This window comes from Arthrobacter sp. 01N442 (assembly GCF_056399345.1).
The window spans coordinates 1-25,558 of the sequence record NZ_JBFTRD010000008.1 but is presented as its reverse complement, the minus strand read 5'-3'; the positions used below and the strand labels follow the sequence as shown (position 1 = coordinate 25,558).

Below are 25,558 nucleotides of genomic sequence, written 5' to 3'. Positions count from 1 at the left end.
GGGGATCCTGCGTTCGGCGGTTCAGCCGTTCAGCCGTTCGGCAGCGGCGGCAGCGCCTCTTCGTAGAGCCACGGGTGCAGCACGGCCTCGGCGTCCATTCCGGTGACGCGGCCAGCGGCCAGGATGAAATCCTCCGTGGTGACGGAGCCATGCCGGTGGGTGCTGGCCCAGTCGTGCAGGAGGGTGAAGAAGGCAAGATCGCCGCAGCTCAGGCGAACCGAGTGCAGGGCAAGGGCGCCGCGTTTGTAGACTCGGTCATCGAACATCAGTTCCGGCCCCGGATCCCCGACCAGCAGTTCCTGGTCCTCCCGGCTAAGCATCCGCCAGGCCGCCTCGGCGCGGTCGGCCACGCTCATGATGCCGGCCTCCTCGGACCAGATCCACTCCGCGTAGCAAGCGAAACCTTCGTGCAGCCAGATGTCCTTCCACGATGCCGCGGTGAGCGAATTCCCGAACCACTGGTGGGAGAGCTCGTGGGCGATCAGTCGTTGGGATTCCCAGTCGGATGCCAGATGGTTTCGCCCAAAGATGGACAGTGACTGCGCCTCCAGCGGGATCTCCAGGGGATCCTCGGTCACCACCACGGTGTAGCCGGCGAACGGGTACGGCCCAAAGCAGTTGATGAAGGTGCGCATCATCTGCGGCTGGCGGGCAAGTCCGGCGCGGGCCGCCGCTGACAGCTCGGCCGGCACCGCGGCGGTCTGGGCGACGTCCCCGGCCGCCCGGTCCGGGTTGAGCGGCAGCAGCCCGTACCGGCCGATCTGGACTGTGGCGAGGTAGCTGGCCATCGGTTCGGACTGCTCATAGACCCACGTTTCGCGGCTGGAACGGGCCTGGTGCGAGACCAGCACGCCGTTGCAGACGGCACGGTAGTTGGCGTCAGTGGTGACCGCGATGCGGTAGCTCGCCTTGTCCGCCGGGTGGTCGTTGCAGGGAAACCAGGACGCCGCGCCGTTGGGCTGCCCGGCAACCAGCACGCCGTCGCTCAGCTCCTCCCAGCCCACCTCTCCCCAGAGCCCGCGGCGGGGCGCCGGGTTGCCTTCATAGCGGATGTCCAGGGTGAACTCGTCGCCGGGCAGCAGGGCCGTGTCCGGCACGACCACCAGCTGTTCCGCCCGCTGGTTGAACTTGCGGACCTTCCGGCCGGGCATCAGCACCTTCGTGGCGCGGAGCCCGGTCAGGTCCAGGACGATCGCCGAGCTTTGCCGCCTGGCGACCGCGTGCAGCCTCGCCCGGCCGGCCAGATGGTTGCTGTTGATCCGGTAGTCGAGCTCCAGCTCGTAGCGGGTGACGCGGTAAACGTCGGTGCCGTGGCCCGGCATGTACGGATCCGGGGCGCCCGCAGGCAGCGCGGACGGCAATTCCCCGGGAAATTCCTCGGCGGCTGATGCGGTGGGACTCATGGCACGCTTTCGGTCGTTGCGGTGGGCGGGAGGCGTCTTCCGGGCGGTGGGCGGACGGTGGTGGCGGGCTACTTTGGCTTGGGCGCCGGGAGATCCGGGCCGCCCCAGGGGCTGACCGGATTTCCCATCCAGTACGTTCCGGCGGGGACCGTTTCACCCCGCATCACGAGGGACGCCGGCCCCACCGTGCCGCCCTTGCCGATCCGGGCCCGCGGCAGGATCACTCCGTGCGGACCCATCGTGGCCCCGTCGTCGAGCGTAACAGTGTCGATGCTCATGACCCGGTCGTGGAAGAGATGGGTTTGGACCACGCAGCCGCGGTTGACCGTGGCGCTGCGGCCCAGGGTGACGAGGTCGGCCTCCGGCAGCCAGTAGCTTTCGCACCAGGTCCCGGCACCGATCCTGGCGCCCAGGGCCCGCAGCCACCAGACGAGGGCTGGGGTGCCGGACGCCGCGCGCGCGAACCACGGGGCGCTGACCATCTCGATGAAGGTGTCCACCACCTCGTTCCGCCAGATGAAGGAGCTCCAGAGCGGATGCTCGCCGGGGCGGATACGGCCCACCAGGAGCCACTTCGCGACGACGGCGCTGCCGGCGGCAACCGCGCCGGCCAGCAGGACCACGACGCCGCCCAGCAGGGCTGCGACGGCGTAGTTGAAGCTGGTCGCCAGCCAGTCGAAGGCGACCAGCACGGCCGCCGCAATGGCGACCGTGAGCATCACCGGGACAAAGCGGCAGAGTTCCCACAAGGCGCGGGCCAGTTTGAGCCGCAGTGGCGGCTGGAACGTGCGGGTGTCATCGGAGGCGATGGCGGTCCGCCGCAACCGCACCGGCGGGCTGCCCAGCCATGAAGTACCGGATTTCGCCTTCGCCGGGGTCGCGGAGAGCACCGCCACGAGGGAGTTCTTGGGCACGCTGCGGCCGGCGGCGGTCATCCCGGAGTTGCCGAGGAAGGAGCGTTTGCCCACCTTCGCCGGCGCGATCTTCATCCAGCCGCCGCCGAGCTCGTAGGACGCGATCATGGTGTCGTCGGCCAGGAAGGCGCCCTCGCCCACGGTCGTCATTTTCGGGATCAGCAGCACCGTGGAAGCCTCCACATTGCGGCCCACCCGGGCGCCGAGCAGGCGCAGCCAGACGGGTGTGAACAGGCTGGCGTAGACAGGGAAGAGCAGGTCGCGGGCCAGGTCGAGGACCCGTTCCGTGGCCCAAACCTGCCAGCCGATCCGGCTGCGCACCCGGTAGTACCCGGTGCGCAGTCCGACGCCGAGGAGGCGTGTCGTGGCGAGGACCAGGACCAGATTGGTGCCAAACCAGGCGAGGGCGGCGAGCGGGAGCGAGAGCGCCAGTTCGGGCAGGGCCGAGAGCAGCGAGCTGCGGCCCTGGATGAAGAGGAACATCACCAGCCCGGCAGCGGCGGCGGAGAGGTACGGGATCAGGGCCAGGACGGCCGACGCCGAGGCGAAGCCGAGGAACCAGAGCCGGCCGATCAAGTGGTGCTCCGGCAGGGTGTCCGGCCAGTCCTGCTTCGCCTTGCCGCGGCGTTCGGCCGGGGAACCGGCCACCAGGTGGCCCGCCTTGACCCGGCCAAGGACGGCGGAGCCGGGTTCAACCTGCGCCCCGGCACCAATGCTGGCGCCCGGCATGAGCGTGCTGCGGGCGCCGACGACGGCCCCGGCGCCGATCCGGATCGCGCCGATGTGGACCGAGTCGCCGTCGATCCACCAGCCGGAGAGATCGACTTCGGGCTCGATGTTGCAGCCGTTGCCGAGTGAGAGCATTCCGGTCACCGGCGGCAGCGAATGAAGCTGGACGTCGTTGCCAATCGTGGCGCCCAGGGCCCGGGCGTAGTAGGGCACCCACGGGGCGCTGGCGAGGCTGATGGCGCCGGCGAGGTCCTGGATCTGTTCGGCCAGCCACAGGCGTAAATGCACCGGGCCGGAGCGCGGGTAGCTGCCCGGGGAGACGTTGCGCAGCAGCAGCCGTGCCGCGGCCACCGAGATGGCCATCCGGCCGGCCGGGCTGACGAACACCAGCCAGGACGCCCCGACCCACCACCAGGACAGCGTTGGGGCCGCGCTGAAACCGGCCAGGGACGAGAGCAAATTGTTCGCGGCCATCAGGTAGGTCAGCCAGCGCATCCCGACCAGGATGTGCAGCGGGACGCCGAGCAGCGTCTGGACCCATTGGGCGCGGCGGGATGTGGGGCGCACGGAACGCTCGGCGGCGGCCTGTGCGCCGCCCTCCGGGAGGGACTGGCGTGCCGCATCCACCAGGGCGCCGATCCTGGGCGTGGCGTAGATATCCGCCACCGTGATGGTGGGGTAGCGGACCCGCAGCGCCGACACGAGCTGGGCAGCGGCGAGCGAGCCGCCGCCAAAGGCAAAGAAGTCGGCGTCGAGGTCGGCAACGGTCCCGCCCAGGACGGCACTCCACTGCTCGACGATCCAGCCGGCGTCCTCCGGAAGGTTCAGCGGCGCCGCAGCGGCATCCGCAGCGCCCGCCCCGGCCAGCGGCCACGGCAGGGCATGCCGGTCCACCTTGCCGCTGGTCTTGGTCGGCAGGGCGTCCACGACGGTGAGCAGCGGGATCAGCGGCGCCGGCAGGGTCGAGGCGAGCAGCTGCCGGGCGGCGGCCAGGTCCAGCTCCGCGCCATCGGACGGGGCGAGGTAACCCACCAGCACCTGGTTTCCGGCCGCCGTCTTCCGTACCGCGGCCGCGGCGCCCGCGACGTCGGGCAGCGACTGGAGCGCTGCATCGATTTCGCCGAGTTCAATCCGGCGACCGCCCAGTTTCACTTGTTCGTCCGCGCGGCCGACGAAGATCAGGCCGGCCCGCTCGTAGCGGACAAGATCCCCGGAACGGTAGGCGCGGGACCAGCCCAGGGCCGGCAGCGGAGCGTACTTTTCCGCATCCTTGGCCGGGTCGAGATACCGGGCAAGGCCGACGCCGCCGATGATCAGCTCCCCGATTCCGCCCTCGGTGACCGGCACTCCGTCGGAGTCGACGACGGCGAGGTCCCAGCCGTCGAGCGGCAGCCCGATCCGGACCGGTCCCGGCCCGCCCAGCGGCGCGGCGCACGCCACGACCGTGGCCTCGGTGGGTCCGTAGGTGTTCCAGACCTCGCGTCCGTCCACCGCCAGCCGCTCGGCCAGTTCCGGCGGGCAGGCTTCGCCGCCGAAGATCAGCAGCCGCACGCTTTCGAGGGACTCGGCCGGCCACAGCGCCGCGAGCGTGGGCACGGTGGAGACAACCGTGATGCCGTGGTTGATGAGCCAGGGGCCCAGGTCCATGCCGGTCCGGACCAGGGCCCGCGGTGCCGGAACCAGGCACGCACCGTGCCGCCAGGCGAGCCACATCTCCTCGCAGGACGCATCGAAGGCCACCGAGAGCCCGGCCAGCACCCGGTCCTGCGGCCCGGCCGGATCGGCCTGCAGGAAGAGCCGCGCCTCGGCGTCGACGAAGGCGGCCGCGGCACTGTGGCGCACCGCGACGCCTTTGGGAGTGCCGGTGGAGCCGGAGGTGAAGATGACCCAGGCGTCGTCGGCGGGGACCGGCGGACGGGCCGCCGGAAAAGGCCGGGGGCGGGTGCCGTCAGTGACCACAGTGCCGCCGGCGCGCAGGATGCCGGCAACCCGGGCCTCGCCGAACACCAGTTTGGCCCTCTCGTCCGGGTCGTCCGCGTCCACCGGAACGTAGGCTGCCCCGACGAACAGCACCGCCAGGATGGCGATGTACAGCTCGTTGGTTCCTGACGGGATCCGCACGCCGATCTTGTCGCCCGCGCCCAGCCCGGCCAGGTGCAGCTTCCGCGCGGCAGCCCTGACCTCGTCCATCAGCTGGGCATAGCTCAGGGAGTGCCGGCCGTCGTCGAGCGCGGACGCGTCCGGGAAGCGGCCGGCGGTATCCTGCAGGACGTCGATCAGGGTCCGCTCCGGCGGCGCCGCGAAGGCGCCCGGCAGCTGCGGCGGAAAGACCGGCCCAGCCAGGGGGCCACTGCCTGCCGCGGCGTCCCTGCCGGCGGATGGTTGCTGCTCGCTCACGGGGTGATTATCCCTGCAGCAGATGAACGGAAGACATCGGTGCCGCTCCGGGCCAGATCAGGGGACCAGGATGACCTTGCCGGTGGTGCGGCGCTGCTCCAGGTCCGTGTGGGCGGCGGCGGCGTCGGCCAGGTCGTAGCGGGCACCGATCCGGACCTTCAGGCTGCCGTCCGCTACGGCGGCGAAGAGTTCGTCGGAGCGCCACCGGCGTTCCTGCGCGTCGCGGAGGAAGTGCGTGATGGTGGGCCGGGTCAGGTAGAGCGAACCGCCGGCATTGAGCCGCTGCGGGTCGAACGGCGGCACCGGGCCGGACGCCGCGCCGAACAGCACCAAGGTGCCGCGGATTCGCAAGGACGCCAGCGAGTCGTCGAAGGTGTCTTTCCCGACGCCGTCGTACACCACATGCGCGCCGGCGCCGTCGGTCAGCTCGCGTACCTTGGCTGCGAAGCCGTCGTAGCGGAGCACGTGGTCCGCGCCGGCGCCGCGGGCCAGCGCCTCCTTCTCATCGGTGGAGACGGTGGTGATGACGCGCGCGCCTTTTGCCTTGAGCAGTTGGATCAGCAGCAGGCCCACGCCGCCGGCGCCGGCGTGCAGCAGGACCGTGTGGCCGGCTTCCACCTTGAAGGAGGAGTTGATCAGGTAGTGCGCGGTGATGCCCTGCAGGGGGAGGGCGGCAGCGGTGAAATCGTCAACGCCGCGCGGCACCGGCAGGGCCTTGTCCGCGCCCACCAGGGCGTACCCGGCGTAGCAGTTGACCCCTTCCGCGGTGGCCACCCGGTCCCCGGCGGAGAAGCCGCTGACGCCGTCGCCGAGCTCCTCTACGGTTCCCGACGCCTCGGAACCGGGGGTAAAGGGGTACTGCACCTTGTAGACGCCGCTGCGCTTGTAGGTGTCGATGAAGTTCACGCCCGCGGCCGCCACCTTGATCAGGAGCTGGCCGGGCCCGGGAACCGGGCGGTCGACCTCTGCCAGCTCAAGAACCTCGGGTCCGCCGGCCTGGCGGGCGACAATTGCGTGCGTCATGGGTCTCCTCCTGAAGGGCCAGTGCCCTTTGTAGTATCAGCGCTCTCTGTACTATCAGCACTCCGGGGGACGAACCATCCGCATCCCGGATCCTGAGACCATCCTAGGGACAGCGGCACGGGCGTCCGGACACGGCAGGCTCATGCATAAATATCGGCATCTATGCATAGTCTTGCTGTATACTCGGTGTCATGACTATTTCTGTTGCCGTCTCCGGCGCAAGCGGCTACGCCGGTGGCGAGGTTCTGCGGCTCCTCGCCGGTCATCCCGACGTCTCAATCGGCGCCATCACCGCGCACAGCAACGCCGGTTCCAGACTAGGGGAATTGCAGCCCCATCTCCATGGCCTGTCCGGCCGCATCCTCGAAGACACCACGGTGGAAAACCTCGCCGGACACGACGTCGTGTTCCTCGCGCTGCCGCACGGTGCTTCCGCCGAGATCGCGGCGCAACTGCCCTCCGGAACAGTGGTGATCGACGCCGGCGCGGACCACCGGCTCGAGGACCCGGCGGCCTGGGAGAAGTTCTACGGCTCGCCGCACGCCGGCACCTGGCCCTACGGCCTGCCGGAGCTCCCGGGCCAGCGCGAGGCGCTGCGCGGCGCCACCCGGATCGCCGTTCCCGGCTGCTACCCGACCTCGGCCCTGCTGGCCCTCACGCCGGGCTTCAGCAACCACCTGCTCCAGGCCGACGACGTCGTGATCGTCTCCGCGTCCGGCACCTCCGGGGCCGGCAAAGCCGCAAAGGTGAACCTGATCGGCTCCGAGGTCATGGGTTCGATGAGCCCCTACGGCGTCGGCGGCGGACACCGCCACACCCCGGAAATCGAGCAGGGACTGTCCAAGGCACTTAACGCCCCGGTGACGGTCTCCTTCACGCCCACGCTGGCCCCGATGAGCCGCGGCATCCTCACCACCGCGACCGCGAAGATACGGCAGCAGCCGGGACACAGTGTTACGGCTGAAGAGCTGCGCCGCGCCTGGGCCGAGGCCTATGACGAGGAGCCGTTCGTGCACTTGCTCCCGGAAGGCCAGTGGCCCTCCACCAAGTCCGTGCAGGGCTCCAACCACGCCGTCATGCAGCTCGCCCTCGACGGGCACACCGGCCGCGTGATCGTAACGTGCGCCATCGACAACCTGACGAAGGGGACCGCCGGTGGCGCCGTGCAGTCCATGAACATTGCCCTCGGCCTGGCGGAAACCGCCGGCCTCGATCTGCAGGGAGTCGCACCGTGAGCATCACCGCCCCCAAGGGATTCCGCGCTGCCGGGGTCAAAGCCGGCCTCAAGGCCTCCGGCAACCCGGACCTGGCCCTCGTGGTCAACGACGGTCCGGCCAAGGCAGCCGCCGCCGTCTTCACCTCCAATCGCGTAGCTGCGGCGCCCGTGCACTGGTCCCGCGAGGTCATCAAGGACGGCCGGGTGGACGCCGTCATCCTCAACTCCGGCGGCGCCAACGCCTGCACCGGCCCGCAGGGCTTCCAGAACACCCACACCACCGCGGAAAAGACCGCCGAGGCACTGGGCGCCTCGGCGACGGACATTTTCGTCTGCTCCACCGGCCTGATCGGCGAGCAGCTTCCGATGGACAAGCTCGTCCCGGCGATCGGCGTCGCCGCCGCGGAGCTGGACGCCGACGGCGGCCCGGCGGCCGCTGCCGCGATCATGACCACTGACTCGGTGTCCAAGCAGGCGCTGTTCACGGGGACCGACGCCGAGGGCCGGGAATTCACCATCGGCGGCATGGCCAAGGGAGCTGGCATGCTCGCCCCCGGCCTGGCCACGATGCTCGTGGTCCTCACGACGGACGCGGAGGTCCAGCCGGAAATGCTCGACGTCGTGCTCCGTGACGCCACCCGGGTCACCTTCGACCGGGCAGACTCGGACGGCTGCATGTCCACCAACGACACCGTGGTGCTGCTCGCCTCCGGCGCCTCGGGTGCCGTGCCGTCCGCCGTCGAATTCGGCAAGGGCCTCACCCAGGTGTGCGCCGATCTGGCCCGCCAGCTGATCGGCGACGCCGAGGGCGCCAGCCACGACATCGCCATCCGCACCTTCAACGCCGCGAGCGAGAAGGACGCCGAAGTGGTCAGCCGGGCCGTGGCCCGCTCCAACCTCTTCAAGACCGCCGTCTTCGGCAAGGACCCGAACTGGGGCCGGGTGCTGTCCGCCGTGGGCACCACCGACGCCGTCTTCGAACCGGACCAGCTGAATGTCTCGATGAACGGCGTGCAGATCTGCCGCAACGGCAGCATCGGGGACGACCGGAACCTCGTTGACCTGGAGCCCCGCGAAGTCCTCGTCGAGATCGACCTGCAGGCCGGCGGGGCCGAGGCCACGATCTGGACCAACGACCTCACCCACGAGTACGTCCACGAGAACAGCGCCTACTCCAGCTAGAACGGCCCGGGAGGGACGACGATGAACACGCAGACCCGCGAGACCACCTCCATGGCCGATGCGCAGGACAAGGCCGGCACCCTGATCGAGGCGTTGCCCTGGATCCAGCGCTTCGCCGGGACCACCATGGTGATCAAGTACGGCGGAAACGCCATGGTCAACGAGGAGCTGCGCCGCGCCTTCGCGGAGGACGTGGTCTTCCTGCACCACGTCGGCATCCACCCGGTGGTGGTGCACGGCGGCGGCCCGCAAATCAACGCCATGCTCAGCCGGCTCGGCATCGAATCCGAGTTCAAGGGCGGCCTGCGCGTCACCACGCCTGAGGCCATGGACGTGGTACGGATGGTCCTCACCGGCCAGGTGGGCCGCGAACTCGTGGGCCTGATCAACTCGCACGGGCCCTACGCCGTCGGGATGTCCGGGGAAGACGGCGGCCTGCTGCGTGCCGTCCGCACCGGCACCGTCGTGGACGGCGAAGAAGTGGACCTGGGCCTCGTCGGCGAGGTCGTCGGGGTGAACCCGGAAGGCATCCTGGACATCGTGGCCGCGGGCCGGATCCCGGTCATTTCGACCGTTGCGCCGGAAACCACCGCCGACGGATCCACCACGGGCCAAGTGCTGAACGTCAATGCCGACACCGCCGCGGCCGCCCTCGCCGAGGCCCTGGGCGCCTCCAAACTCGTCATCCTGACCGACGTCGAAGGCCTCTACGCCAACTGGCCGGACAGGTCATCGCTCATCTCCTCGCTCACGGCCTCGGAACTGCGCGGAATGCTGCCGGGCCTGGAATCAGGCATGATCCCCAAAATGGAAGCGTGCCTCAAAGCCGTCGAGGGCGGCGTGGAACGCGCCCACATCGTCGACGGCCGGCTGGCGCACTCGATGCTGCTGGAAACCTTCACGACCGCGGGCATCGGAACCCAGGTCGTCCCGGATGAGGAAAGCAAATGAACCAGATGGAAACTGCACAGTCCACGGACCTCGAGCACTCGGCCGTCGGCGAGCTCGTCGCCTCGCACGCTACCGGCGCGCAGTGGCTGTCCCGCTACTCTTCCTCGTTGCTGGGCGTCTTCGGTACGCCGCAGCGCGTGCTGGTCCGCGGCGCCGGCTGCCTCGTCTGGGACGCCGACGGCAAGGAGTACGTTGACCTGCTCGGCGGCATCGCGGTCAACGCCCTGGGCCACGCCCACCCGTTCGTCACCTCGGTGATCGCCAGCCAGCTCGCCACCCTGGGCCACGTCTCCAACTTCTTCACGAGCCCCACGCAGATCGCCCTCGCCGAGAAACTGCTGGAACTTTCCAAGGCGCCGGCCGGTTCCAAGGTGTTCTTCGCCAACTCCGGCACCGAAGCCGTCGAGGCCGCGTTCAAGCTGGCCCGGCGCAACACGGGCGCCAGCCCGGACAGTGCCCAGAAGCCCCGCACCAAGATCATCGCCCTCGAAGGCGCCTTCCACGGCCGCACCATGGGCGCCCTGGCGCTGACGTCGAAGGAGGCCTACCGGGCGCCGTTCGCTCCGCTGCCCGGCGGCGTCGTGCACGTCCCCTTCGGTGACATCGACGCGCTGCGCGCCGAAATCGACGACTCCACCGCAGCCGTCTTCCTCGAACCGATCCAGGGCGAGGCAGGCGTCCGGCCGCTGCCCGCCGGCTACCTGAAGGCAGCGCGCGAGGCCACCAGCGCCGCCGGTGCCCTGCTGATCCTGGACGAGGTCCAGACCGGCATCGGCCGCACCGGCAAGTGGCTGGCCAGCGAGGACGCCGGGATTGTGCCCGACGCCGTGACCCTCGCCAAGGGCCTCGGCGGCGGCTTCCCGATCGGCGCGCTGCTCACCTTCGGCCCCGAGGTCTCTGCCCTGCTCTCCGCCGGCCAGCACGGGACGACCTTTGGCGGCAATCCGGTGGCCACCGCGGCGGCCCTGGCCACCCTGCACGTGCTCAAGAACCAGCACGTGCTCGCTCACGTCCGGGAGGTGGGGGAGCACCTGCGTTCCGGCCTCGGCGGGATCGACGGCGTCACCGAGGTCCGCGGCGAAGGCCTGCTGATCGGCTTCGACCTCGACGCCGACGTCGCCCCCGCCGTCGTCTCCGCCGGCCTGGACGCCGGATTCATCGTCAACAGCCCCGGCCCGCACACCATCCGGCTCGCCCCGCCGCTGATCCTGACTGCGGCGCAGGCGGACAGCTTCCTGGCCGCCCTGCCGGCCCTCCTCCAGACCGCAAAGGACGCCCAGTGACCACCCCTGAGACCACCGCAGTGCCTACCCGCCACTTCCTCAAGGACACGGACCTCACCCCGGCCGAGCAGGCCGAGGTCCTGGACCTCGCCGTCCGGATGAAGGCCGCGCCGTACAGCGTCCAGCCGTTTGCCGCCGAGGCCAGCGGACGCCAGACCGTGGCCGTGATCTTCGACAAGACCTCCACCCGCACCCGCGTCTCCTTCGCCACCGGCATCGCGGACATGGGCGGCAACGCGCTCATCATCAACCCGGGCGAGGCGCAGATCGGCCACAAGGAGTCCGTCGAGGACACCGCCAAGGTCCTCGAACGCATGGTCTCCACCATCGTGTGGCGGACCGGCGCGCACGCCGGCCTCGTCGCGATGGCCGAGAACTCCCGCGTCCCGGTTATCAACGCCTTGTGCGATGACTACCACCCCTGCCAGCTTCTCGCCGACCTGCTGACGGTCAAGGAGCACAAGGGCAGCCTGGCCGGCCTCACCATGAGCTACCTCGGCGACTCCGCCAACAACATGGCCAACTCCTACCTGTTGGCCGGGGTCACCGCCGGCATGCACGTGCGCATCGCCGGCCCGGAGGGCTACCTCCCGGCCGCGGAAATCATTGCCGCGGCCGAGGAACGCGCCGCCGAGACCGGCGGCTCGGTGCTGGTCACGGTCGACGCCGCCGAAGCCCTCCGCGGCGCCGACGTCGTCGCCACCGACACCTGGGTGTCGATGGGCCAGGAGGACGAGAAGGAAGCCCGGTTGCAGCTGTTCCGCGATTACTCCGTGGACGAGGACGCGATGACCCTCGCCGCGCCGGACGCCGTCGTACTGCATTGCCTTCCGGCCTACCGCGGCTACGAGATCTCCGCCGGCGTGATCGACGGCCCGCAGTCCGTGGTCTGGGACGAGGCCGAAAACCGGCTGCACGCGCAGAAGGCCCTGATGGCCTGGCTCATGCACCGCTCCGGACTGGCCATTGTTGATGGGCTCGCGCCGGTGGACGGGCTGGCGCCGGCGGAGGGGCTGGACTGATGTCCGTCCAGCCCGCCGCCCAGGGAGCCAGCCCGGCCACCAAGACGGCCCGGCAGGCGCGGATCACCGCCATCCTGACCGGAGAATCCGTCCGCTCGCAGGCCGAGCTTGCGGCCCTGCTCGCGGACGACGGCGTCCAGGTCACCCAGGCCACGCTGTCCCGCGACCTCGTCGAGCTCGGCGCGGTCCGCGTCCGCGGCAAGGAAGGCGTGCTCGTCTACGCGGTGCCGGGGGAGGGCGGGGAACGCGCCGCCAAGAGCGGTGTGACGCAGGAGATCCTCGACGCCCGGCTCGCCCGGCTTTGCGGCGAACTGCTGGTCACGGCCGAGGCCTCCGCGAACCTTGTGGTGCTCCGGACCCCGCCGGGCGCCGCGAACTTCCTGGCCCTCGCGATCGACCACTCGGTAATGCCCTCGATCCTCGGGACCATTGCGGGGGACGACACCGTCCTGCTGGTTACCCGCGACCCGGTCGGCGGCGCCGCCGTCGCCGCCCGCTTCCTCCAGCTGGCCGAAGAAGCCGGCCAATAATTTTGCACCAGACAATTAAGACCCCCAACAACTAAGGAGCATTTGAAGTGACTGAGCGTATTGTGCTGGCCTACTCCGGTGGCCTGGATACTTCCGTAGCCATCGGCTGGATCGGTGAAGCGACCGGCGCCGAGGTCATTGCCGTGGCGGTCGACGTCGGACAGGGCGGCGAGTCGCTGGAGACCATCCGCCAACGTGCCCTGGGCTGCGGCGCCGTCGAGGCCTACGTGGCCGACGCCTCCGACGAGTTCGCGAACGAATACTGCATGCCCACGCTGAAGGCCAACGCCCTCTACCAGGGCCACTACCCGCTGGTCTCCGCGATCTCCCGCCCGGTGATCGTCAAGCACCTGGTCAAGGCCGCCCGCGAATTCGGCGCCACCACCGTGGCCCACGGCTGCACCGGCAAGGGCAACGACCAGGTCCGCTTCGAGGTCGGCATCCAGACCCTCGGTCCGGACCTGAAGTGCATCGCCCCGGTCCGCGACCTCGCCCTGACCCGCGACAAGGCCATCGCCTTCGCCGAGGAAAAGGGACTGCCGATCGAGACCACCAAGAAGAACCCGTACTCGATCGACCAGAACGTCTGGGGCCGCGCCGTCGAGACCGGGTACCTTGAGGACATCTGGAACGCCCCCACCAAGGACATCTACGACTACACCGCCACCCCGGAATTCCCGCCGGCCCCGGACGAAGTCACCATCTCCTTCGAAGCCGGCGTCCCGGTCGCGATCGACGGCGTCAAGGTCACCCCGCTGCAGGCCATTAAGGAACTCAACCGCCGCGCCGGCGCCCAGGGCGTAGGCCGGATCGACGTCGTCGAGGACCGCCTCGTCGGCATCAAGTCCCGCGAAATCTACGAGGCCCCCGGTGCGATGGCACTGATCACCGCGCACAAGCACCTCGAGGACATCACCATCGAGCGCGAGCAGGCCCGGTTCAAGGCCACGGTCGGCCAGCGCTGGTCCGAGCTGGTCTACGACGGCCAGTGGTTCTCCCCGCTGAAGCGCTCCCTGGACGCCTTCATCGAAGACACCCAGAAGTACGTCTCCGGCGACATCCGCATGGTGCTGCACGGCGGCCAGGCGATCGTCAACGGCCGCCGTTCCGAGACCTCGCTCTACGACTTCGACCTCGCCACCTACGACACCGGCGACACCTTCGACCAGTCGATGGCACGCGGCTTCATCGAGCTGTGGGGCATGTCCGCCAAGGTTGCCTCCGGCCGCGACATCCGCGTCGCAGGAAAGTAGCCCCTGTGGCTGAGTCCGAAACCGCCAAGGCAGAGGCAACAAACACCGGTGCGCTGTGGGGCGGCCGGTTCGCCGGCGGCCCCGCGGACGCCCTCGCCGCGCTGAGCAAGTCCACGCACTTTGACTGGCGGCTGGCCCGCTACGACATTGCCGGATCCAAGGCGCACGCCCGCGTGCTGCACAAGGCCGGACTGCTGGACGACGCCGAGCTGGCGGGCATGCTGGCCGCCCTGGACCGGCTGGATGCCGACGTCGCCTCGGGCGCCTACACCCCGGCCGAGTCCGACGAGGACGTGCACGGTTCGCTGGAACGCGGCCTGATTGAGCGCGCCGGACCCCAGCTGGGCGGCAAGCTCCGCGCCGGCCGGTCCCGCAACGACCAGGTCGCCACCCTGGGTCGGATGTTCCTGCGCGACCACGCCCGGATCATCGCCCGCGGCGTGCTCGCCACGATCGACGCGCTGGTGGAGCAGGCCAAGGCACACCAGGGCGTGGCCATGCCGGGCCGCACCCACCTGCAGCACGCCCAGCCGGTCCTGCTCAGCCATCACCTGCTGGCCCACGCCTGGGCGCTGCTGCGCGATGTGCAGCGGCTGGCCGACTGGGACAAGCGCGCCGGGGTCTCGCCCTACGGCTCCGGCGCCCTGGCCGGGTCATCACTGGGCCTGGACCCCGAGGCCGTCGCGGCGGACCTGGGCTTCTTCTCCGCCACGCACAACTCGATCGACGGCACCGCCTCCCGCGATGTCTTTGCCGAGTTCGCGTGGGTGTCGGCGATGATCGGCGTGGACCTCTCCCGGGTGTCGGAGGAGGTGATCCTGTGGGCCACCAAGGAGTTCTCCTTCGTGACCCTGCACGATTCCTACTCCACCGGATCATCGATCATGCCGCAGAAGAAGAACCCGGATGTGGCCGAACTGGCCCGAGGCAAGGCAGGCCGGCTGATCGGCGACCTGACCGGGCTCCTGGCCACGCTCAAGGGCCTGCCGCTCGCGTACAACCGCGACCTGCAGGAAGACAAGGAACCGGTCTTCGACGCCGCCGATACCCTGGAGCTGCTGCTCCCGGCCGTGTCCGGCATGATCGCGACGCTGAAGTTCAACACCGAGCGGATGGAATCGCTGGCCCCGCAGGGCTTCGCGCTGGCCACGGACATCGCCGAATGGCTTGTCCGGCAGGGCGTTCCGTTCCGCGAGGCGCATGAACTCTCCGGTGCCGCGGTGAAGCAGGCCGAAAGCCGCGACGTCGAACTCTGGGACCTGACGGACGAGGAATACGCCGCCATATCGGAGCACCTGACCCCGGAGGTCCGCACCGTGCTGTCCACCGAGGGTTCGCTGAACAGCCGGAACTCGCAGGGCGGTACCGCACCGGCCGCCGTCGAGCGCCAGTTGTTGGCCCTCGAGGCCGAGCTCGAAGGCGTGCGCGCGTACGCCGGCTAGCCACCAGACGCTCCCTCAGGTCTGGTGGCGTTTTCGCCGACGCTCCCTCAGGTCTGGTGGCGTTTCTGCTGACGCTCCCTCAGGTCTGGTGGCGTTTCTGCTGACGCTCCCTCAGGTCCGGTGGCGTTTCTGCTGACGCTCCCTCAGGTCTGGTGGCGTTTCTGCTGACGCTCCCTCAGGTCTGGTGGCGTTTTCGCCGACGCTCCCTCAGGTCTGGTGGCGTTTTCGCCGACGCTCCCTCACCGATTGCGGGAGCGTCGGTGGATTTCTTGCCAAAGGTGAGGGAGCGTTGGTGGATTTCCCGCCATAAGTGAGGGAGCGTCGGTGGATTTCTTGCCAAAGGTGAGGGAGCGTCGGTGGATTTCCTGCCGAAAGTGAGGGAGCGTCGGTGGATTTCCTGCCGAAAGTGAGGGAGCGTTGTGCGTTTGCCGCAGCGCAAGTCCCGGCTAGCATGGCGGAATGAGCGAATCGTTCCGCGCTTTCCTGCGCGCGCTGCCCGATTTCCCGGCCGAGTTGCCGGACTTTGATCCGGCGCAGGCGCCCGAGGAGCCCGCAGAGCTCTTCCGGCAGTGGCTCACCGAAGCCCTGGCCGCCGGGGTGCCGCAGCCGAATGCCTGCAGCCTGGCCACGGCCGACGCACTCGGCCGCCCGTCCTCCCGGATGCTGATCCTCAAGGACATCGACGACGACGGCTGGCACTTCGCCACCTCCCGCGAGTCCCGCAAAGGGCAGGAGCTCACCGCCAACCCGAGCGCCGCGCTGAATTTCTTCTGGCAGCCACTGGGCCGCCAGGTCCGCGTGGCCGGCGACGTCGTCGAGCTCTCCGCGGAAGCTTCTGCCGCCGACTGGCAGGCCCGGCCCGGCTCCGACGGCAGCATCAACCCCGGTTGGCAGCTGTACGCCCTGCAGCCGCGCGAGCTCGAATTCTGGCAGGCCCGGCACGATCGCCGCCACATCCGGCACCGCTACGGGCCGCGCCCGGACGGGGCAGGGGATCCCCAGCCCAGTTAACCGTGGTTAATCCGGACGCTCCGTTAGGATGGGCGCCATGACTTCTATCACCCCTGAAAACCTGCTGGAGGAACTCCGCCGCGCCGCCGACGTCGTGACCGGAATTGCAGCAAATCTGAGCGACCAGGACATCGCTGCCGCCTCGGAGCTGCCCGGCTGGACCCGCGGGCATGTCCTGGCCCACGTGTGCGGAATCGCCAACGCGATGGCGCGCCAGGTCGAATACTCCGGCCGCGGCGAAAGCATCGAGCTCTACGACGGCGGCTATGAGGGCCGCAACCGGGCTATCGAGCTGGCCGCCGGCCATAGCGCTGAGCAGCACCGGACCGCCCTGGCCGCCGCCATCGAGCGGGCACTGGCTGCCTTCGGATCCCTGGACGAGGCAGGCTGGCAGGCTCACATCACCTTCCGTGACGGCGTCGTGTACGACGGCGGCCTCGCCCTCTGGCGCGAACTCACTATCCATGCCACAGACCTCGGTACCGGCCGCGGACCTGAAACGTGGAGCAGGACGTTCTGCGAACACCTCTTCGAGTTCCTGGCTGCCCGCGTGCCTGAGGGCGAGCGGTTTGTGCTGCAGCCGCTCGGGTTGCCCTCCATTGCGCTCGGCGCCCCCGGCGGTCACTCCACCGCGATCAACGGCATGCTCACCGACATCGCTGCGTGGCTGGCCGGACGCACGCCCACGCTGGGGAGCCTCCGCGCAACCGCCGCGGCCGACGGCGTCGAACTGCCTGCGCTGCTGCCGTGGCCGGCGGGCGTTCCGGCGACGAAGTAGCTGGCGAACCGGCTGGCGAACCAGTGGGAAAGCCAGCCGCAAAGTTTGCCGAATACCGGCCGAAAGTCTAGGCCTGCACCGCGAGGGCGAGCTGCCGCTCGCGGTCCAGCAGGCTCTCCTTGATGGCGAGCCCCCAGCGGAACCCGCCCAGGCTCCCGTCGGTGCGGACCACACGGTGGCACGGCACAAAGAGGGCGGCCGCGTTGAAAGCGCAGGCGCTGGCCGCCGCCCGGACGGCTTTGGCGTTGCCGGACAGCTCAGCGTATTCGGTGTAGGTCACGGGATGTCCCGGGGCCACCGTCCGGAGCATGTCCCAGGCATGGCTGCGGAAGGGTCCCGATTTCTGCAGCACCGGCACGGTCATCGCGGCGGCCGGGTTGCCGGCGTAGAAGTCCTCGACGGCGGCGGAGATGCTGCCCAGCTCCGAGACAGCTTCGTAGCCTGCCGGCAGCAGTTCGGCGTGGATCTGGCCGGTGAGTTCGCCGGGCACCGCGGTCCAGCCCGAGGCCAGCACCGCCCCGTCCCGGGCAATGATGGTGAAGGGGCCGTCCGGGGTGGACATGGTCAAAAGCTGGGCTTTCATTTCGTCACTTTCGTTGAGGCTGGTGGCTGTGGCCGGGCCTTTGTGGTCCGCACTGGCGGCCGGACCGCGGCCGCGCGCCAGAGATGCATGGTGGCGTAGGAGCGCCAGGGACTGACTTCCTGAAAATCGGGGGAGAGCGCGTCGCCAGCCGGATCCTGTGTCAGCGAGCGGATGCCGTTGCGGACTGCGGCGTCGTTGGCCAGGAAGACGTCGGGAGCACCGATCACGCGCATCGCGAGGTACCCCACCGTCCACGGCCCGACGCCGGCCAGCGGCAGGAGCTTGGCCTGCAGTCCGGCCAGATCGTCGCCATAGCCAAAGTCCAGGTCCCCGGAGGCCATTGAAGCGGCTGCGCCGCGGATGGAGTCGAGGCGGCGCTGCGGCCCGCGCAGCAGCCCGTAACCGGTGTCCGCGATCTCCGCCGCCGTCGGGAAAAGCCGGTGCAGGCCGTCGGCGGGAACGAGGCTTTCGCTGCCGCACTCCGAAAGCTGGACCAGGGCGGTCCGCGCCGCGGCCACGGTGATCTGCTGGCCGATCATGGCGCGGACCAGCAATTCCTGCGGATCCACGGCCCCGGGCATCCGGATGCCGGGGGCCGCGGTGACGCCGGCGGCCAGCCGGGGATCGGCAGCGAGCGACGTGTCGATCGCGACCGGGTCGGCGTCGAGGTCCAGCAGGCGCCGGACCCGGCTGAGCAGGGAAGCCAGATCCCGCAGGTCCACGGCCCCAATCGTCAGCCTCAGGGGCCGGCCCGCTGAACCGGCGTCGTAGTCCACCCGGAAACGGGCATCCCCGTGGGCCAGTCGCAGGGTCCGGGCGTACGAGGTGGAAGTCCCCTCTTCGATGCCCGGGATGGCGCGGACGGCCAGGAACCCGAACACCCCCGGGTCGAACGGCTCCCGGTATGGCAGGTTCAACGTCAGCGCCGTAGAGGCCACCGCGTTCCGGGCCGGAACGTGCTGGTGCCGCGCCGTGGCCCGGAGCGCCGATGGAGTCATCGCGAAGACCTCGGTGATGGTCTCGTTGAACTGGCGGACGCTGCTGAAACCGGCGGCAAACGCGATGTCCGCCGCCTTCATCGAGGTGGAAACCAGCAACGTCCGCGCGGTCTGGGCGCGGCTGGCCCGCGCCAGCGAGAGCGGACCGGCACCGAGTTCATGGCTGAGGATCCGGTTGAGCTGCCGCGAGGAGTAGCCAAGCCGGGCGGCCAGGCCTTCCACGCCGTCGCGGTTGATCACCCCGTCGTTGATCAGCCGCATGGCCCGGCCGGCGATATCCGAGCGGACATTCCACGCCGGGGTGCCCGGCACGGCCTCCGGGAGGCAGCGCTTGCACGCCCGGTAACCTGCGTCATGCGCCGCGGCGGAGGTCTCATAGAAGGTGACATTGCCGGCCTTGGGAGTGCGCGCGGGGCAGGACGGCCGACAGTAGATGCCGGTGGTGCGGACAGCGGTGTAGAACTGCCCGTCGAAACGGGGGTCCCGGGCATCGATTGCCCGGTAGCGCTGCCAGAAGTCCATGGCTCCATCCTGCCAGCTGCCGCCGCCCTCTGCTAGCGGAAATCGGACACCGCCGTGGTAGGCCGCTATGCCGCCATGGAGCGGTTTGTTAAAGTCGGAGGATGGATTCCAGCGTGACGCCCGAGGAGCTGCGCGCACTGCTGTCCGCCGACGCCCGGACCCTGGCCCCCCTCCTGCTCGGCGCAGTGCTGACGCATGAGAGCCATGGCGGAACGGTCGCAGTGCGGATCACCGAGGTTGAGGCCTACCTCGGGCCGGAGGACTCGCTCCACCCGGACCCCGGCTCGCACACCTTCCGCGGCCAGACCCGGCGGAATGCCCCGATGTTCGGCCCGGCGGGGCACCTCTACGTCTACTTCACCTACGGGATGCACCACTGCGCCAACATCGTCTGCGGTCCGGCGGGAGTCGCCTCCGCGCTGCTCCTGCGCGCCGGGGAAGTCGTGGCGGGGGAGGAACTGGCCCTCGCACGCCGGCCGGCGTCGAAAGCCCGGAAGGACCTCGCCAGCGGCCCGGCCCGGTTCGCCACCGCCCTGGGCCTGACGACGGCGGACAGCGGCCGTGACGTGCTCAGCCCTCCGTTCCGGCTCGAACTGCCGCCCGACCCGGCCGCCGAGATCAGCTCGGGGCCGAGGGTGGGCGTCTCGGGCGCCGGTGGCACCGACGACTACCCGTGGCGTTTCTGGCTCACCGGAGACCCCACCGTGTCACGCTACAAGGCGGCGAAGGTCCGCTCGGCATAGGCGGCACCCATGGGCGAAGGCAAACGCGGGAAACCGGGCAACGAGCTTGAGCGGCTGCTGATTTTCGAACAGCTGGCGGCCGAATACTTCCGCATGGTGGAGCTGTTCCAGGCCGATACCGAGCCGCCGCAGGCGCCCTCCATCGCGGCCGGGACCGAGGGGGAACGCCGACGTTGGATCGAGCTGTTCCGGGCCGCGTTGCTGCGCAAATTCATCGTCCGCGACGAGCACGTTTCACTCAAGCTCGTGGTGCGGGCCCTCCGTCTGTGCAACTACTCCGCAGACCACCACCTGGCCGTGGGCGCGGACCATGTGGTCGGTCTGTTCACCGCGGAAATGGTCCAGGGCCGCCAGCATGAATTGCCGGAGTCCGGCCCGGGTAACCAACCGTCCCCGGACACAGGGAAGGACCGCTTCGAGGACGTGCTCTATGGGCGGCTGCTGCACGGCGACGCTGACCGGTTCCACCGTTCCGGCTGGGCGAACGACCATGCCCGGCTGAGCGCCGCGGCGGCCATCCGGTTCGACGCCGAGCATGCGCTCGCCAAGGCGCTGGAACTGGTCCGGTACGGGTTCGCCCACGACCTCCTGCGGTCCCCGGAGGCTGGGGGCGGCGGGGCGGCCAACGGGACAAGGCCGCCTGCGCCCGGTCGGTAAGTCCGGCCGGTGGGTCCGCCCGCGCCCGGCCGGTAAGTCCGGCTGGTAGGCCCGGCCGGAAAGCGCGTTTGCTACCAGCCAGTACGATTGACGGGTGAAACAAAGCGAGCCGGACCTTCCCCAGACGAACAACGCGACCCCGGTGGATGAGCTGATCGCCAGCCTGTGCGCCACCGTCCCGGACTACCCCAAACCGGGGATCGTGTTCAAGGACCTGACGCCCGTCTTCGCCGACGGCGCCGCCCTTAAGGCAGTGGTCGACGCGCTGGTGGAACCCTTCCACGGCCAGTTCGACGCCGTCGCCGGCGTGGAGGCCCGCGGGTTCCTGCTGGCTGCGGCCGCCGCCTACGCCACGGACACCGGCGTCGTGACGGTCCGAAAAGCCGGCAAGCTGCCGCGCGAAGTGGTCTCCGAGGACTACTCGCTGGAATACGGCACCGCCACCCTGGAACTGCACACCTCGGACCTCGCTCCGGGCACCCGGGTGCTCATCCTCGACGACGTCCTCGCCACCGGCGGCACCCTTGGCGCGGCCGCCCGGCTGTTCGAGCGCTGCGGCGTCGAGGTGGCCGGCGTCGGCGTGGTGATGGAACTCGGCGAACTGAACGGACGCGCGGCCTTGGCCGGGCACCACGTCCATTCCCTGCTCGGCCTGTAGCCGGCCGGCAGGTGGCGCCGATGCAGCCGGCCGCCTCGGTACAATGCCTGAACAATGTCAGACCTGATGAAAACTGACATATTTCGGGGACGACCGCCGAAATGGTAGTAGAATGGTTGGTCTGTCTTTTTCGATAGGGGAACGTTCGATGCACGACGCTGATTTGGCCCATGAACGCGACTATGTGGCCGGACTGTATGCCCGGCTGGATGAGCTGCGGGCGGAGAAGCGCGCCCAGCTCGCCCAGGTCCGCCGTGCCGGGGCCGTGGGGACCATGCAGAACGTCTCCGAACGGGACGCGTTCGCCGCACTTTACGAGGACCGCCTCGCACAGCTCGACGCCGTCGACGACCGCCTCGTGTTCGGCCGCCTCGACCTCGACTCCGGGGAAGCCCAGTACATCGGCCGCATCGGCCTCACCACCGAGGATCTCCAGCGCCTTATGGTGGACTGGCGGGCGCCGGAAGCCGGCCACTTCTACCAGGCCACTGCCTTCGACCGGCAGGGTGTGCGCCGCCGCCGGCACCTGATCCTGCAGGGCCGCGAGGTCAAAGCGATCGAGGACGACGTGCTCGACGCCGACCTCCTGGCCGACAACGACTCCCTGCAGGGCGAGGGCGCGCTGCTCGCGGCGCTGAACTCCAAGCGCACCGGCCGGATGTCGGACATCGTCGGCACCATCCAGTCCGAGCAGGACCGGATTATCCGCTCCTCCATCTCCGGGGCACTCGTTGTCCAGGGCGGTCCCGGCACCGGCAAGACCGCCGTCGCCCTGCACCGCGCCGCCTACCTCCTCTACACCCACCGTGACCGGCTCAAGACCGCCGGTGTGCTGCTGGTGGGCCCGTCGTCGTCGTTCATGAACTACATCGAGCGCGTTCTGCCCTCCCTCGGTGAGACCGGCGTCGTGATGGCCAGTCTGGGCCGGCTGATGCCCGGCATCCACGCCGTCGCCGAGGACGATTCCGACGTCGCTGCCATCAAGGGCCGGCTCGACATGGCCGAGGTAGTAGCCAACGCGGTCGCCAACCGGCAGCGGATCCCTGCCGAAAACCGCATCCTCGAAGTGGACGGGCGCAAACTCGTGCTGACCCCGCGGCAGGTCCGCCGGGCCCGCGAGAAGGCGCGCGCCACCGGGAAGCCGCACAACGAGGCGAGGGTCTCCTTCGTCAAGATCCTGCTGCGCGAACTGACCGAGCAGATGACCGAACTGGTCGAGGCCGGCAGCATCGGCAACAACGCCGACCGCTCCTACCTGGCCGAGGACGTCCGTTCGGCGCGGGACGTCCGCGTGGCCCTAAACCTGTGCTGGATGCCGATGACGCCGGAGAAGCTGGTGGGAGAGCTGCTGAGCAAGCCCGCCATCCTCGAGGCGTGCACGCCGAACCTCACTGACGCCGAACGCGCACTGCTGCTCCGGCCGGCCGGTTCGCCGTGGACCGAGTCCGACGTGCCGCTGCTGGACGAGGCCGCCGAACTGCTCGGCGAACTGGATCCGGCTGCCGGCCGGAGCCTGGCCCAGCAGGAGCATGACCGCGCCCGGGACCTGGCCAACGCCAAGCAGACCCTGGTCAACATGGAGACAGCCGGCGTGGACGTGCTCATCTCGGCCGAAGAACTCGTGGACCAGAACCAGGAACGCGAGGCGCGGCTGACCGCGGCCGAGCGTGCCACGAGCGACCGCACCTGGGCCTTTGGCCACATTGTGGTGGACGAGGCGCAGGAGCTTTCGCCCATGCAGTGGCGTCTCCTGGTCCGCCGCTGCCCGCTGAAGTCCTTCACGATCGTCGGCGACATCGCCCAGACCAGTTCCGTGGCCGGGGCCAAATCCTGGCAGAGCGCCCTGGCCCCGATGTTCGGGGACCGCTGGCAGCTTGAGGAACTCACGGTCAACTACCGCACCCCGTCCCAGATCGCCGAGGCGGCAGCCCGGATGGCCAACGCCGCGGGCCTGGTTGTCTCCGCGCCCAAGGCGGTCCGCGAAGGTCGCTGGTCTCCGGTGATCGACCGCGTCGACTCCGGCGCGATCGTCGAAAGGCTGCTTGAGGTCCTTCCCGAAGAGCTGGACGCGCTCGACGGCGGCCTGCTGGCCGTGATCGCCGACGGCGGGCTCCTGCCGGAGGCCACCGCCGCGCTCCGCGCCGCGTACGGCCGCCGCGTCGGCACGGGCGCGGGCAGCTACGAGCAGGACATTGTGGTGATCAGCCCGCGCGAGGCCAAGGGCCTGGAGTTCGACGGCGTCGTGGTGCTGGAGCCGTCCGCCATGCTCAACCACGAGCACGGCAGGGTGGGCGATCTGTACGTCGCGATGACCCGTCCCACCCAGCGCCTGCGCCTCATCGCGGCCGCCCCGGTCCCCGCGGGCATAGAAGAGTAGGACGGCGGCCCGCGCCTGCTGCGCGGGCTGTCGCCGTCACGCGCCGGGCGGGGGCCGTCCGGCCGCGGCGATCCTGCTAACTTAGATTCCGTGTCCCAGCTAAATGATCTTCAGTCCCAGCAGAACGACCCCGGCTTCGCCAACATCTGGCAGGAGCTGAAATGGCGCGGCCTTGTCCACGTTTCCACGGACGAGGCGGAGCTGGAGAAGCTGCTCGCCGGCGCCCCCGCAACGTACTACTGCGGCTTCGACCCGACAGCCCCCAGCCTGCACCTTGGAAACCTCGTGCAGCTGCTGCTGATGCGCCGGCTCCAGCTGGCCGGACACAAGCCCCTGGGACTTGTGGGAGGCTCCACCGGATTGATCGGTGATCCCCGGCAGACCGCCGAGCGGGTGCTCAACACCCCCGAGACTGTCGCCGAGTGGGTGGGCCGGCTGCAGGGCCAGGTCCAGCGCTTCCTCAGCTTCGAGGGGGGAAACGCGGCCCGGATGGTGAACAACCTCGACTGGACCGCCCCGCTGAGCGCCATCGACTTCCTGCGCGGCATTGGCAAGCACTTCCGCGTGGGCACGATGATCAAGAAGGACATCGTGGCCACCCGGCTGAACTCCGACGAGGGGATCAGCTACACAGAATTCAGCTACCAGATCCTGCAGGGGATGGACTACCTGCAGCTGTTCCGCGACTACGGCTGCGTGCTGCAGACCGGCGGCTCGGACCAGTGGGGCAACCTGACCAGCGGCACCGACCTGATCCGCAAGGTCGAAGGCAAGCACGTCCACGCCCTGGGCACCCCGCTGATCACCAACTCGGACGGCACCAAATTCGGCAAGAGCGAGGGCAACGCGATCTGGCTGGACGCGGAGATGTGCAGCCCGTACGCCTTCTACCAGTTCTGGCTCAACACCGCCGACGCCGACGTGGCCGCCCGGCTCAAGGTCTTCACCTTCCTTAGCCGCGCCGAAATCGAAGCCCTCGAAGCTTCGGTGGCCGAGCGGCCTTTCGCTCGTGAAGGCCAGCGGAAGCTCGCCTACGAGGTGACCTCGCTGGTGCACGGCGTCGAGGCGACCGAAAAGGTCATCGCAGCCTCGGCAGCCGTGTTCGGTGGAGGCGACCTTACCGCGCTGGATGCGGAAAGCCTCCGGGCCGCGACGGCGGAACTGCCGTCCGCCACCGTGGGCGGCTCAGGACTCGGCATCATCGACCTGCTGGTGGCTACCGGCCTCTCCGAGAGCAAGTCCGCGGCCCGCCGGACCGTGGGGGAGGGCGGGGCCTACGTCAACAACACCAAGATCTCCGACCCCGACGCCGTCATTGCGGCCGGCGAGCTCCTGCACGGCCGCTACCTGCTGCTCCGCCGCGGCAAGAAGAACCTGGCGACCGTGGAGGTCTCAGGCGCCTAGCCGGCGTACTGCGTTTGGCTGCGGTTTGGCCTCCTGCACGCTTCCCTCCAGGCCGATTTGCGCGGCCGGAGGGGAGCGTGTAATGTTTTCTGAGTCGCCACCGATGAGCGGTGACAAACCCCCAACAAAAGAGAAGCAATTCTTCCTGCGCAAGACGCGGGAAATCGAAATTGCTTCGCATTTTGCTGGGCGGATTCGTCTCCACAGGGTGAATTCCGGGAAAACTTCCGGGTTTGCAAAGTGGAAATGAATGAAATAAGCTAAATACATCGCAGCGAAGAAATGCGAAACAAAAGAAATTCACTTGGTGAATTGTTTCGAGAAGTATTCGAATGTGTCTGTTGTTTGAGAACTCAATAGTGTGCCAAGTTTGTTGATACCAATTGTTTTATTGATTGGTTGTTTTGGCTGTGTTGTCCACCCCGTGGATGGCATGGTTTTTACAGCTGGTTTCAAATTTTGTGCAGCCTTCTTTCCTCGTT

Annotated in this window: 21 protein-coding genes; 15 read left to right on the top strand and 6 right to left on the bottom strand. The window is 69.2% G+C overall.

What is annotated here, in order from left to right; all coding sequences use genetic code 11:
* Positions 1-29: 29 nt before the first annotated feature.
* From AC1DNC_RS15500 to AC1DNC_RS15490, 3 genes are all read right to left on the bottom strand, one after another.
* A complete protein-coding gene (locus tag AC1DNC_RS15500) occupies positions 30-1,403 on the bottom strand; it encodes a M1 family metallopeptidase (protein WP_476863426.1) in 1,374 nt (457 codons plus the stop codon).
* A 68-nt stretch (positions 1,404-1,471) separates the two neighbouring features.
* On the bottom strand, positions 1,472-5,389 hold the full coding sequence (locus AC1DNC_RS15495; RefSeq protein WP_476863486.1) for a Pls/PosA family non-ribosomal peptide synthetase: 3,918 nt from the start codon (positions 5,387-5,389) through the stop codon (positions 1,472-1,474).
* Positions 5,390-5,500: 111 nt separating this feature from the next.
* Entirely contained in the window at positions 5,501-6,466 is a 966-nt protein-coding gene (locus AC1DNC_RS15490; RefSeq protein WP_476863425.1) for a quinone oxidoreductase family protein, read from the bottom strand.
* A 191-nt stretch (positions 6,467-6,657) separates the two neighbouring features.
* On the opposite strand from AC1DNC_RS15490, the gene argC reads away from it, so the two are divergent.
* The 10 genes from argC (at position 6,658) to AC1DNC_RS15440 (ending at position 17,134) form a co-directional block, all read left to right on the top strand.
* A complete protein-coding gene (gene argC, locus AC1DNC_RS15485) occupies positions 6,658-7,701 on the top strand; it encodes an N-acetyl-gamma-glutamyl-phosphate reductase (protein ID WP_476863424.1) in 1,044 nt (347 codons plus the stop codon).
* Complete coding sequence (gene argJ / locus AC1DNC_RS15480) at positions 7,698-8,864, top strand: bifunctional glutamate N-acetyltransferase/amino-acid acetyltransferase ArgJ (protein WP_476863423.1); 1,167 nt, start codon at positions 7,698-7,700, stop codon at positions 8,862-8,864. Before argC ends, argJ begins: the two co-directional genes overlap by 4 nt.
* A 21-nt stretch (positions 8,865-8,885) precedes the next feature.
* Complete coding sequence (gene argB / locus AC1DNC_RS15475; protein ID WP_476863422.1) at positions 8,886-9,815, top strand: acetylglutamate kinase; 930 nt, start codon at positions 8,886-8,888, stop codon at positions 9,813-9,815.
* Positions 9,812-11,098: an acetylornithine transaminase gene (locus tag AC1DNC_RS15470; RefSeq protein WP_476863421.1), complete on the top strand. Its 1,287-nt coding sequence runs from the start codon at positions 9,812-9,814 to the stop codon at positions 11,096-11,098. The genes argB and AC1DNC_RS15470 overlap by 4 nt, the downstream gene beginning before the upstream one ends.
* A complete protein-coding gene (argF, locus tag AC1DNC_RS15465; RefSeq protein WP_476863420.1) occupies positions 11,095-12,120 on the top strand; it encodes an ornithine carbamoyltransferase in 1,026 nt (341 codons plus the stop codon). Before AC1DNC_RS15470 ends, argF begins: the two co-directional genes overlap by 4 nt.
* On the top strand, positions 12,120-12,650 hold the full coding sequence (locus tag AC1DNC_RS15460) for an arginine repressor (RefSeq protein ID WP_476863419.1): 531 nt from the start codon (positions 12,120-12,122) through the stop codon (positions 12,648-12,650). Before argF ends, AC1DNC_RS15460 begins: the two co-directional genes overlap by 1 nt.
* A gap of 47 nt (positions 12,651-12,697) precedes the next feature.
* On the top strand, positions 12,698-13,903 hold the full coding sequence (locus AC1DNC_RS15455) for an argininosuccinate synthase (RefSeq protein ID WP_305940451.1): 1,206 nt from the start codon (positions 12,698-12,700) through the stop codon (positions 13,901-13,903).
* A gap of 5 nt (positions 13,904-13,908) precedes the next feature.
* The gene (gene argH / locus AC1DNC_RS15450; RefSeq protein ID WP_476863418.1) at positions 13,909-15,345 is read left to right on the top strand and encodes an argininosuccinate lyase; all 1,437 of its coding nucleotides are present in this window, start codon (positions 13,909-13,911) and stop codon (positions 15,343-15,345) included.
* A gap of 459 nt (positions 15,346-15,804) precedes the next feature.
* Positions 15,805-16,356 carry a pyridoxine/pyridoxamine 5'-phosphate oxidase gene (locus tag AC1DNC_RS15445; protein WP_476863417.1) on the top strand — a complete coding sequence of 184 codons (552 nt, stop codon included), beginning with the start codon at positions 15,805-15,807 and terminating at the stop codon, positions 16,354-16,356.
* Between the two features lie 37 nt (positions 16,357-16,393).
* Positions 16,394-17,134, top strand: coding sequence for a maleylpyruvate isomerase family mycothiol-dependent enzyme (locus tag AC1DNC_RS15440; RefSeq protein WP_476863416.1), 741 nt, complete (start codon positions 16,394-16,396; stop codon positions 17,132-17,134).
* 67 nt (positions 17,135-17,201) lie between these two features.
* On the opposite strand, the gene AC1DNC_RS15435 is transcribed toward AC1DNC_RS15440, so the two are convergent.
* Together AC1DNC_RS15435 and AC1DNC_RS15430 are read right to left on the bottom strand one after the other, a co-directional pair.
* On the bottom strand, positions 17,202-17,717 hold the full coding sequence (locus tag AC1DNC_RS15435) for a methylated-DNA--[protein]-cysteine S-methyltransferase (RefSeq protein ID WP_476863415.1): 516 nt from the start codon (positions 17,715-17,717) through the stop codon (positions 17,202-17,204).
* On the bottom strand, positions 17,714-19,237 hold the full coding sequence (locus AC1DNC_RS15430; protein WP_476863414.1) for a DNA-3-methyladenine glycosylase 2 family protein: 1,524 nt from the start codon (positions 19,235-19,237) through the stop codon (positions 17,714-17,716). Before AC1DNC_RS15430 ends, AC1DNC_RS15435 begins: the two co-directional genes overlap by 4 nt.
* 101 nt (positions 19,238-19,338) lie before the next feature.
* Here AC1DNC_RS15430 and AC1DNC_RS15425 point away from each other — a divergent pair, with 101 nt between their 5' ends.
* The 5 genes from AC1DNC_RS15425 (at position 19,339) to tyrS (ending at position 25,076) form a co-directional block, all read left to right on the top strand.
* Entirely contained in the window at positions 19,339-19,980 is a 642-nt protein-coding gene (locus AC1DNC_RS15425) for a DNA-3-methyladenine glycosylase (RefSeq protein WP_476863413.1), read from the top strand.
* Positions 19,981-19,989: 9 nt separating this feature from the next.
* On the top strand, positions 19,990-20,637 hold the full coding sequence (locus AC1DNC_RS15420) for a hypothetical protein (protein WP_476863412.1): 648 nt from the start codon (positions 19,990-19,992) through the stop codon (positions 20,635-20,637).
* A 94-nt stretch (positions 20,638-20,731) separates the two neighbouring features.
* The gene (locus AC1DNC_RS15415; RefSeq protein WP_476863411.1) at positions 20,732-21,295 is read left to right on the top strand and encodes an adenine phosphoribosyltransferase; all 564 of its coding nucleotides are present in this window, start codon (positions 20,732-20,734) and stop codon (positions 21,293-21,295) included.
* Positions 21,296-21,443: 148 nt separating this feature from the next.
* On the top strand, positions 21,444-23,672 hold the full coding sequence (locus tag AC1DNC_RS15410; protein ID WP_476863410.1) for a HelD family protein: 2,229 nt from the start codon (positions 21,444-21,446) through the stop codon (positions 23,670-23,672).
* A 90-nt stretch (positions 23,673-23,762) separates the two neighbouring features.
* A complete protein-coding gene (gene tyrS, locus AC1DNC_RS15405) occupies positions 23,763-25,076 on the top strand; it encodes a tyrosine--tRNA ligase (protein WP_476863409.1) in 1,314 nt (437 codons plus the stop codon).
* Positions 25,077-25,376: 300 nt separating this feature from the next.
* Here the strand turns inward: tyrS and AC1DNC_RS15400 are convergent.
* On the bottom strand, positions 25,377-25,558 hold a 182-nt coding region (locus AC1DNC_RS15400), incomplete at its 5' end, for a hypothetical protein (RefSeq protein ID WP_476863408.1).